Genomic DNA, 9,823 nt, shown 5'->3' with positions numbered 1-9,823 from the left:
GGGGTCGGGGGGAGCGGCCGGGGCACTCCCCGGCCGGGTGTCGGCGGCCGGATCGGTCATCCGGTTAGTTGATGGCAGCTCCACCGCCGTGTCAAGGCGGGATTTCCGCCCGGGACATGGCCGGGAAACAGGGGCGAAATGGTCAACCGGCAGGCTGGTGCCCAGCCTGCCGGCCGCCACGGCTGGCCCGCCGAGCGGAGGGACTGACATGTTGCTGAGAGTTCGGGTGACCCTGCCGGACCGACCCGGCACCCTCGGCCAGGTGGCCCGCACGCTCGGCGTGTCCGGCGCCGACATCGTCCAGGTCGTGGTCCTGGAACGGCTCGGCGGACGGGCCGTGGACGACTTCACCGTGGTGTGGCCGGGCGCCGCCCGGGTGGAACGGCTGCTGGCCGGCCTGGCGGCCATCCCCGGGGTGCGCGTCGACGGTGTGTGGCGGGCCATCGGCGCCCCCACCACCACCGGTCAGGACGCCGAGCTGCTCGCCCAGATCGCCGCGAACCCCGCCGACGGGGTGGCCACCCTGGTCGACGCGGTGCCCGGGCTGCTCGCCGCCGACTGGGCGGTGGCCGCGGTGGTCCCGATGGACTGGGCGTCGCGTGCCGGCGGCACGGCGGCGTCCGTGGGGCAGGCCAGCTGGCGGGCGCCCCAGCCGCCGCGGCTGCCCGAGATCACCCCGCTGCGCGCCCGGGCGCTTACCGGTGCCGACGGCAACCACTTCGCGGCCGCCCCGTTCGGCCGGGCCGGGCTGGTGCTGGTCGTCGCGCGGGACCGCACCGAGCCGCTCACCGCCGCCGGGTTCCACGCCACCGAGGTGGACCGACTGGCCCAACTTGTCCGGGCCAGCGCGGTGATCCTCGGCGACCGGCTGGACCTGGTCGGCCCGCCGCCAGTGACCAACCTCACCTGAGCTGGGGAGACAGTTCCCGCGGTGTCACCGCCGGGCAACGCCCCGGCAACAGCGGCCCGGCAGTGTCGTGGTGGGGAAGGGAGTGGACATGGCGTTGTGGCGGATCCGAGCGACGGTGAACGACCGGCCCGGCTACCTGTCGGTGCTCACGGCCAGCCTCGCGTTGCGGGGGGTCAACATCCTCACCGTGCAGGTGCACACCACGGAGGCTGGGGCGGTCGACGACTTCCTCGTCGACGCGCCGGACACGCTCGGCGAGGCGGACCTGCTCGCCGCCGTGGAGCGGGGCCGGGGGCGGGACTGCTGGGTGGCGCGCAGCGAGGCGCGTGGCCTGGTGGACCAGCCGACCCGGGTGCTCGGGTTGGCGGCCCGGCTGGCGCGGGATCCGGAAACCACCGGTGAGGCGCTGCGGATGCTGATCGGCGCGGACGAGGTGACCTGGCGGCCGGCGTCGGCCCACCCGCACGGCGGAGTCGGCGCGTCGAGCATGCTGCTCGCCGACCCGACCGGCGGCTCGTACGAGCTACGCCGGCGGGAGCCGAGCTTCACTCCTGCCGAGTACGCGCGGGCACAGGCGCTGGTCGAGCTGGCGGCGACGGTCGTCCGCCGGGACGCCGACCGGGTGACCCTGGTGCTGCCCGACTCCGCCGAGGTGGTTGTCCGGCCGGCGGGCCCGGACGACCTGGCGGGCGTGGTCGAGCTGCACGAGGCGTCCTCGGCGCGGACCCGGCAGCGGCGCTACCTCAGCGGCGCGACGATGCCGTCGCCGGGCCGGTTGCGCCGGCTGCTGGACCCGGCGCGGGGGACCACCCTGCTGGCGACGATCGGCTCCGGCGGGGCGGCGGAGTCGATCGTCGCCATGGCCAACCTGCTCGGCGAGGGCGACGAGGCCGAGGTGGCCCTGCTGGTGCGGGACGACTGGCAGCGGCGCGGCCTCGGCACGGCCCTGCTGCGCCGCCTGCTCGGACACGCCGAGCGCGCCGGGTACGCAGTCGTGCTGCTGCACGTGCAGACGGAGAACGCCGCGATGCTGCGGGCCGTACGCCGGCTGGGCCGCCCGGCCCCGGTCGAGCGCGACGGCTCCCTGTTGACGGTGACGGTGCCGCTGGCCCCCCGGGTCGCGGCGGACCAGGCGGTCGCGCCGCCGGTCGCGGTTCCCGCCCGGACGGACCGGGCGGACTGAGGACGACGGTCACGACCGGACGCGTCCCGTCGGTGCGACGGGACGGGGGCGACGACGGTACGCGACCACACCGGCGCCGGGTGATGGATTACCCGGTGCCACCGGCCGACCTCCGGTGCGGAGGACGGTACGACGGCAGGGCCCCCGGTTCGGGGGCCCTGCCCGTGTCAACGCGCGTGCTGCGCCGGGGCACAACGGCGCTGGCGGGGGTCGGTGCGGGGGCGTGGGCCGGTCAGCCGGAGAAGTAGCCGGTTGGCCGGTGCCCGGAGAGGCAAGACCGGAACTGGTGGGCGCTGGTGGCCAGCTTGCGCGTCCCGCGGGAGGTGTCGTACGTCTCGGGGCGGCCGCTCCGGGGACGTCTCCGATCCCGAGGGCAACCGCTGGGAGATCGCGTGGGCGCCGACGGCGGTCTCGACGAGCACGACGGTCTCGTTTCCTTTGGCTGAGCCCAGCGGCCGGGCGCGGTGCCGGAGCTGGCGGTCGTCAGGCGTACGTGGACAGCCGCCGAACGGCAAGTCGCCAAGATTCTGCGGCTGCGCCGGCGTGTGGCGGAGAAGGCCCGCGCCAGGTCGCCGGTGCGCGACGAACGCGGGCCGACGGTGCTGCCCGCCGGGTGGGCAGGGCCCACCCGGCGGAGGCCGGCACGGACGCGACCGGCCGCCGGACGTGTCGCCCGGCGGCCGGTGTGCTCCGCTACGGGAGCGTCAGCTGGTGAAGGTGATCCGGTCCCGGCGACGCCGCAGCACGGTCAGGGCGACACCGCCGCCGATCAGCGCGAGGCCGAACAGCGCGACGCTCGTCGCCGCCACGCCGGTGAGCGGCAGCTCGCCGTCGTCCTGCCCGCCACCGCCACCGCCGGTGCTCTGCGAGGCCGAGGGCGACCCGCTCGGGGAGGGCGACTCGCTCGGGGAGGTCGACTCCGACGGGGACGCCGAGGTCGACGGGGAGGTCGACTCGGAGGGGGAGGCCGACGGCGTCGGCGACCCGGTGGTCGACGGCGACGGGCTCGGGGAGGTTGTGGGGACGGTGCCCGCGCAGGTGTGGCTCAGGTTGAACCTGTCGTCCTTGCCGCTGATCGTCGCGGTGCCGTCCACCAGCGTCCAGCCCGCCGGCGTGAAGACGTAGGCGTGCTTGACCTGGCCGTTGCCGGCGGCGGAGAGGAAGTCCGGGTAGGCGTCCGAGTCGTCCGGCACCTTCACCGTGACCGTCTGGGCGCCGTTGGCGAAGGTGAGGGTCAGGCTCTCGAAGTCGCCGGCGGCCTTCTTGCCGCCCGGCAGGACGAAGTGCCAGCCGTCATGGTCGGCGGGAAGCTTCTCGAACTTGTCGTCGCCGCACCCCTGCTTCTGCGCGGTCGACCCCTTGTGGGCCGGGTGCAGCGGGATGACGCTCGACGCCCACGCCGGGGTGGCGAAGGCGAGGAGGGCCGTGGCAGCGGTCGCGGTGAGGGCCATGCGCGGCACGTGCCGACGCTGGAGCATGAGATTCCTCCGGGCTTGGTGAAGAGGGCGGCTCATGGTGTCCTCACATCATGGCTGTTCCATATCGGGCGTTCGTCCGGAGCTGGGCCGACGTGCTGCGCAGGAATCGGGAAACCGGTTGGTTGTGCCTTCCGGGCGGCGTGTCGGTGTGACGTGGATGGAAAGCCTGACGCTGCACCGTGAGGTGACGGCCTTCACAAAGCGGCCATGGCCGGATTACATTGTCGAACATCCATGGGAGCGCTCCCGACCCCTGGGCCCCACCCTGCCATCCCAGTCTCCGGCGGCGGCGCCACCCGACCCGTCCCGTCGGGCCGCCGCCGGAGCCGCCCGCGACAGGAGTTCGCCATGCGCCACCCGATCCGGCCGCCGCTGCCTGGCAGACCCTGGCTGCACCGTGTCCTCGCCGCCGGGGTCGCGTTCACCGGCTCCCTGGCCCTCGCCGCCAGCGTTGCCGTCCCGGCGGCTGCCAGCCCGGCCGCCGGCCGCCCCGCCACGGACCGCGCGGTCGCCGCCCCCGCCTTCAACTACGCGGAGGCGCTACAGAAGTCGATGTTCTTCTACGAGGCGCAGCAGTCCGGCAAGAAGCCGGCCTGGAACCGGGTCTCCTGGCGCGGCGACTCCGCGCTCACCGACGGCGCCGACGTCGGCCTTGACCTCTCCGGCGGTTGGTACGACGCCGGCGACCACGTCAAGTTCGGCTTCCCGATGGCGTTCAGCGCCACCATGCTCGCCTGGGGCGCGGTCGAGTACCGCGACGGCTATGTCGCCGCCGGCCAACTGCCACACCTGCTCAACAACCTGCGCTTCGTCAACGACTACTTCATCAGGGCACACCCCGCGCCGAACGTCCTCTACGGACAGGTCGGCAAGGGCGACGACGACCACAAGTGGTGGGGCCCGGCCGAGGTGATGCCGATGGCGCGGCCCGCGTACAAGATCGATGCGAGCTGCGGCGGCGCGGACCTGGCGGGGGAGACGGCGGCGGCGATGGCCGCCTCGTCGATGGTCTTCCGGCCCACCGACGCCGCCTACGCCGACAAACTGCTGACCCACGCCCGGCAGCTCTACACCTTCGCCGACACGGTGCGCAAGAACTACCACGAGTGCATCACCGACGCGACCAACTTCTACCGGTCGTGGAGCGGCTGGCAGGACGAACTGGTCTGGGGCGCGATCTGGTTGCACCGGGCCACCGGCGACGCCGCCCACCTGGCCAAGGCGGAGAGCGAGTACGACCGGCTCAACACCGAGAACCAGAGCGCCACCCGCTCCTACAAGTGGACGATCGCCTGGGACAACAAGCAGTTCGGGGCGTACGTGCTGCTGGCCAACCTGACCGGCAAGCAGAAGTACGTCGATGACGCCAACCGGTGGCTGGACTACTGGACGGTCGGCGTCAACGGGGAGAAGGTCCGCTACTCGCCCGGCGGCATGGCCGTGCTCGACACCTGGGGCGCGCTGCGGTACGCCGCGAACACCGCCTTCGCCGCGCTGGTCTACAGCGACCGGACAACGGACGCCACCCGTAAGGCGCGGTACCACGACTTCGCCGTCCGGCAGATCAACTACGCCCTCGGCGACAACCCGCGCAAATCCAGCTATGTCGTCGGTTTCGGGGCCAACCCGCCGAAGAACCCGCACCACCGCACCGCGCACGGCTCCTGGTGGGACAGCAGCAAGGTGCCGGCCGAGACCCGGCACGTGCTCTACGGCGCGCTCGTCGGCGGCCCGTCGTCGCCGGACGACGCGTACACCGACAACCGCGACGACTACGTGATGAACGAGGTCGCCACCGACTACAACGCCGGCTTCACCTCCGCCCTCGCGCGGCTCACCAGCCAGTACGGCGGCAACCCGCTCGCCGGATTCCCCACCCCGGAGACGCCGGACATCGACGAGCTGACCGTCGAGACCACGGTGACGCAGGCCGAGCCCCGGGCCACCGGGCTCAAGGCGATCGTCTACAACAGGTCCGCGTTCCCGGCCCGCGCGCTGACCACCGCCCGGTTCCGGTACTACTTCCGCCCCGACGGCACCGGGCCCGTCCAGGTGACCCCCGGCTACACCCAGGGCTGCCCGTCGCCGTCGACCGCCCGGCAACACAGCGACGACCTCTGGTACGTCGAGGTCGACTGCACCGGGCACACCATCGCCCCCACCGGGCAGTCGCCGCACCGGATGGAGGTCCAGTTCAAGATCGGTGTGCCGGAGGGCGGCACCTGGGACCCGACCAACGACCCGTCGTACCAGGCCGCCGCCGGACCGAACCGGAAAGTCCCGCTCTACTCCGGCGGGGTGCGGGTGTGGGGCGAGGAGCCCGGACCGGCCACCCCCGACACCATCGCACCGACCGCGCCGGGCACCCCGACCGCCTCGGCGGTCACCGCGACCGGGCTCACCCTGAGCTGGCCCGCCGCCAGCGACAACGTCCGCGTCACCGGCTACCGCGTCTACCGGGAGGCCGGCGCGACCGACGTGCTGGTCGGCTCGCCCACCGGCACGACGCTCGCGATCGGCGGCCTGTCCGCCGCGACCACCTACACCTTCTACGTCGTCGCGGTGGACGCGGCCGGCAACGTCTCCGCGGCCTCCGCCCCGGTCACCGTCACCACCGGGGAACCGTCGACCGGAGGTGCCTGCAGGGTGGCGTACACGACCAGCGGCTGGAGCACCGGCTTCACCGCGAACATCACCGTCACCAACACCGGCGCCACCGCGATCAACGGCTGGCGGCTCGCCTTCACCTTCCCCCATGCCGGGCAGCAGGTCGGCCAGGGCTGGTCGGCGACGTACGCCCAGGCCGGCGCGGCGGTCACCGCCACCAACCTGTCCTACAACGGAACGCTCGCGCCGGGCGCGTCCACCAGCTTCGGCTTCAACGGCACCCACACCGGCGCCAACCCGAAGCCGACCATCTTCACCCTCAACGGCGCCGCCTGCACCGTGGCCTGACCCGACGACAAAGATCTTGGACAGTTACGGTTCGCGTCGAACGGTAACTGTCCAAGATTCACTTTTTCGGACGCCAGCCTGCGGCGGTGAGGGCGCGGTGGAGGGTTTCCGCCACCTCGTGGGGGCGGGCGCGGATCAGCCAGGCGGGGAAGCGGAGGACGACGCACCACCGGCGACGTCGGCCACGGTCTGCCGGATCAGCATCCGACGCAGCACGGGCGTGCGGTGTACCACGACCGCGGCCATGTCGAGCGGGAGGCGGCGCAGCACACCGCACCGTCCTGCGATCCGCCGGCACGAGCACGTGCAGAGGCTCGCGCCGCAGTCCCCGTACGCCGGCCTCGGCGGCGGCTGTCGACCCGGCCAGCACCGCCCGCGGGCCGGCGGCCGGCACGGCGACCCACACCTGCTGGTCACGGGTCAGCCGGCCGGTGCCGGTGAGCAGGACGCCGCGGCAGACCGACCGCCAGCGACCCGACGTCCGGCGGTACCCGGCCAGCCGGGCCAATCCCGACGTCCGCCGGGAGGAGATCGAGCGCTGGCTGCCGGAGGTGGGCATCGACTACCGCGGGTGGCGCTGCCACACCGGCCGGTCAGCTCAAATCAGTCGCTCAGGTCCTCGGCGAGCAGGTCCATCAGCAGGCCGTCCTGCCAGGTGCCGTCCTCGGCGCGTTCGTAGCGGCGCAGCACGCCCACCGGGCGGAAGCCGACCTTGGCGTACGCCCGGATCGCCGCCGTGTTCGCCGCCGCCGGATCGATGACGAGCCGGTGGAAGCCGTGCGCGTCGATCAGGTGCCGGGCCAGGGTGCGGATCGCGTCCCCACCCAGCCCCGCCCCGCGCGCCTCGGGGTCGAGGAAGAGATCCATCCCGGCGTGCCGGTACTCCGGGTCGGGCTCGGCGTACCACTGGATCGCGCCGACCACCCGGCCGTCGTGCTCGATCGCGTACACGGTCAGGTCCTCGGCGGCCAGATCGGCGCGGACCGCGGCGGCCAGGTCGTCGCCGCCGCGCCACCATCGGCGCACCTCCGGGCTGGCCCGGATGGCAGCCAGGGCGGGCACGTCGGCGTCCGTCGCCGGACGCAACGTCACCGACCGGCCCCGTAGCACCGGCTCAGCCCCGGATCTCGCCGTGCTCGACGCAGACCGCCGACCAGCCGACCGGCAGCACCTGCACCTTCATCCGGCGTCGGCAACGGGCGCAGTAGCGCGGCGGCTCCAGGACGCGGGCCGCCACGCACGCGGAGTGCGCACCGGTGGCCGCCTCATCCCCGCACCGGTCGCACCAGCGCGGCGCGTTGGCGCCGGCCCGGTCCGCCGGCGCCACGGGCTCGACAAGCTCGGTCACCGTCGGCCTCACAGGGTGGCGGAGAGCGCCTTGACCGGCATCTTGAGGTCGTCGAGCAGCTTCAGGTCGTCGGTCGCCGGCCGGCCCAGGGTGGTCAGGTAGTTGCCGACGATAACGGCGTTGATGCCGCCCAACAGACCCTCGCGGGTGCCCAGGTCACCGAGGGTGATCTCTCTGCCGCCCGCGTACCGCAGGATGGTGCGCGGCATGGCCAGCCGGAACGCGGCGATGGCGCGCAGTGCGTCCTTGCCCTCCACCACCGGACGGTCACCGAGCGGAGTGCCCGGACGCGGGTTGAGGAAGTTCAGCGGCACCTCGTGCGGGTCCAGCTCGGCCAGCTGCGCGGCGAACTCGGCGCGCTGCTCCACCGTCTCGCCCAGACCGAGGATGCCGCCGCAGCAGACCTCCATGCCGGACTCGCGGACCATCCGCAGCGTCTCCCAACGCTCCTCCCACGAGTGCGTGGTGACCACGTTCGGGAAGTAGGAGCGGCAGGTCTCCAGGTTGTGGTTGTAGCGGTGTACGCCCATCTCCACCAGCTCGTCGACCTGCTCCTGGGTGAGCATTCCCAGCGACGCGGCGACCTGGATGTCGACCTCGGCCCTGATCGCCGCCACACCCTCGCGCATCTGCTTCATCAGCCGGGCGTCCGGGCCCCGCACGGCGGCCACGATGCAGAACTCGGTCGCCCCCGTCTTCGCGGTCTGCTTCGCCGCCTCGACCAGCGAGGGGATGTCCAACCACACCGAGCGCACCGGCGAGGTGAACAACCCCGACTGCGAGCAGAAGTGGCAGTCCTCCGGACAACCGCCGGTCTTCAGCGACACGATGCCCTCGACCTCGACCTCCGGGCCACACCAGCGCATCCGCACCTCGTGGGCGAGCTGGAGGGCGGCGGGAAGGTGCTCGTCGGGCAGGTTGAGCACGGCGAGGACACCGGCCTCGTCGAGGCCGACACCGTCACCCAGCACCTGGGCCCGGGCCTGGTCGAGGATCTCTGGCATGGCTCGTACCCTACAAGGCCACCCCGGGCCGGTGAAACGGCCGAACCGGCGCGGTGATGACGCCCGACCGAATTCGGTACGCCCCGCCCGTCGACCCGGTGACCAGCGACCCGGCGCGGTGCGGCGGCCCACGCCACGCCGGGCGCGACCGCGCCGGGTGGTAACTTCGCCCCGCGGGCGCGCCGGGTGGATGCCCGACGCGCACCCGACGAGGCCGTGCGGGAGAGGGGGCGGAGACGGTGGCGGACTGGCTGGCGGCGCTTGACCGCCGTGCCGACCTGCGCGCCCGAGCGGGGCTGACCCGGGTGCTGCGACCCCGGGCCGCCGGCGACGCCGTGGTCGACCTCGCCGGCAACGACTACCTCGGCCTGGCCACCCACCCCGAGGTCACCGCCGCCGCCGCACGGGCCTTGTCGGCGTACGGGCTGGGAGCCACCGGGTCGCGGCTGGTCCGCGGCTCCACCGACGCCCACCACGCCCTGGAGGACGCCCTCGCCGGCTGGCTCGGCGTCGACCGCGCGCTGGTCTTCTCCTCCGGCTACCTGGCCAACGTCGCCGCCGTCCGGGGCCTGACGCAGCCGCGTACGCTGCTGGTCTCCGACGCCCACAACCACGCCTCGCTGATCGACGGCTGCCGGATCTCCGGCGCCGAGACCGTGGTCACCGCACACGCCGACGTCGACGCGGTGGCCGCCGCGCTCGCCGCCGCGCCCGGCCGCCCCGCCGTGGTGGTGACCGAGTCGGTCTTCTCCGTCGACGGTGACCTCGCCCCACTGGCGGCGCTGCACGCCGTCGCCCGCCGGCACGGCGCGCTGCTGCTGGTCGACGACGCGCACGCGCTCGGGGTCACCGGGCCGGGCGGCGCGGGCGGGGTGGCCGCGGCGGGCCTCGCCGGCGAGCCCGACGTGGTGGTCACCGCCACCCTCTCCAAGTCGCTCGGCGGGG

At 73.7% G+C, this 9,823-nt stretch carries 8 protein-coding genes; 4 read left to right on the top strand and 4 right to left on the bottom strand.

The genetic code is table 11. The features are described from left to right. The first annotated feature begins 208 nt into the window (after window positions 1–208). Together E1193_RS26645 and E1193_RS26640 are read left to right on the top strand one after the other, a co-directional pair. Window positions 209–910 (top strand): amino acid-binding protein, encoded by a 702-nt coding sequence (locus E1193_RS26645; protein ID WP_132185928.1) that lies wholly within the window; start codon window positions 209–211, stop codon window positions 908–910. A gap of 88 nt (window positions 911–998) precedes the next feature. Continuing rightward, the gene (locus tag E1193_RS26640) at window positions 999–2,093 is read left to right on the top strand and encodes a GNAT family N-acetyltransferase (RefSeq protein WP_132185927.1); all 1,095 of its coding nucleotides are present in this window, start codon (window positions 999–1,001) and stop codon (window positions 2,091–2,093) included. Between the two features lie 704 nt (window positions 2,094–2,797). Here the strand turns inward: E1193_RS26640 and E1193_RS26635 are convergent. After that, window positions 2,798–3,571: an LPXTG cell wall anchor domain-containing protein gene (locus tag E1193_RS26635; RefSeq protein WP_132185926.1), complete on the bottom strand. Its 774-nt coding sequence runs from the start codon at window positions 3,569–3,571 to the stop codon at window positions 2,798–2,800. 348 nt (window positions 3,572–3,919) lie between these two features. Between E1193_RS26635 and E1193_RS26630 the strand changes: the two genes are divergently transcribed. Then, window positions 3,920–6,526: a glycoside hydrolase family 9 protein gene (locus E1193_RS26630; protein ID WP_132185925.1), complete on the top strand. Its 2,607-nt coding sequence runs from the start codon at window positions 3,920–3,922 to the stop codon at window positions 6,524–6,526. Window positions 6,527–7,129: 603 nt separating this feature from the next. On the opposite strand, the gene E1193_RS26615 is transcribed toward E1193_RS26630, so the two are convergent. The 3 genes from E1193_RS26615 to bioB are packed head-to-tail and all read right to left on the bottom strand — an operon-like array spanning window position 7,130 to window position 8,878. Further along, window positions 7,130–7,636 (bottom strand): GNAT family protein, encoded by a 507-nt coding sequence (locus tag E1193_RS26615; protein ID WP_132185924.1) that lies wholly within the window; start codon window positions 7,634–7,636, stop codon window positions 7,130–7,132. Window positions 7,637–7,640: 4 nt separating this feature from the next. Then, window positions 7,641–7,874: a hypothetical protein gene (locus E1193_RS26610; protein ID WP_207922876.1), complete on the bottom strand. Its 234-nt coding sequence runs from the start codon at window positions 7,872–7,874 to the stop codon at window positions 7,641–7,643. Between the two features lie 8 nt (window positions 7,875–7,882). Further along, window positions 7,883–8,878: a biotin synthase BioB gene (gene bioB / locus E1193_RS26605; protein ID WP_132185923.1), complete on the bottom strand. Its 996-nt coding sequence runs from the start codon at window positions 8,876–8,878 to the stop codon at window positions 7,883–7,885. 239 nt (window positions 8,879–9,117) lie between these two features. On the opposite strand from bioB, the gene E1193_RS26600 reads away from it, so the two are divergent. Next, window positions 9,118–9,823 (top strand): aminotransferase class I/II-fold pyridoxal phosphate-dependent enzyme (locus E1193_RS26600; RefSeq protein WP_132185922.1); only part of this gene is annotated, 706 nt, incomplete at its 3' end.

It is taken from the genome of Micromonospora sp. KC606 (assembly GCF_004348675.1).
Lineage (GTDB): Bacteria > Actinomycetota > Actinomycetes > Mycobacteriales > Micromonosporaceae > Micromonospora.
This window is presented reverse-complemented; position numbering and strand designations above follow the sequence as displayed.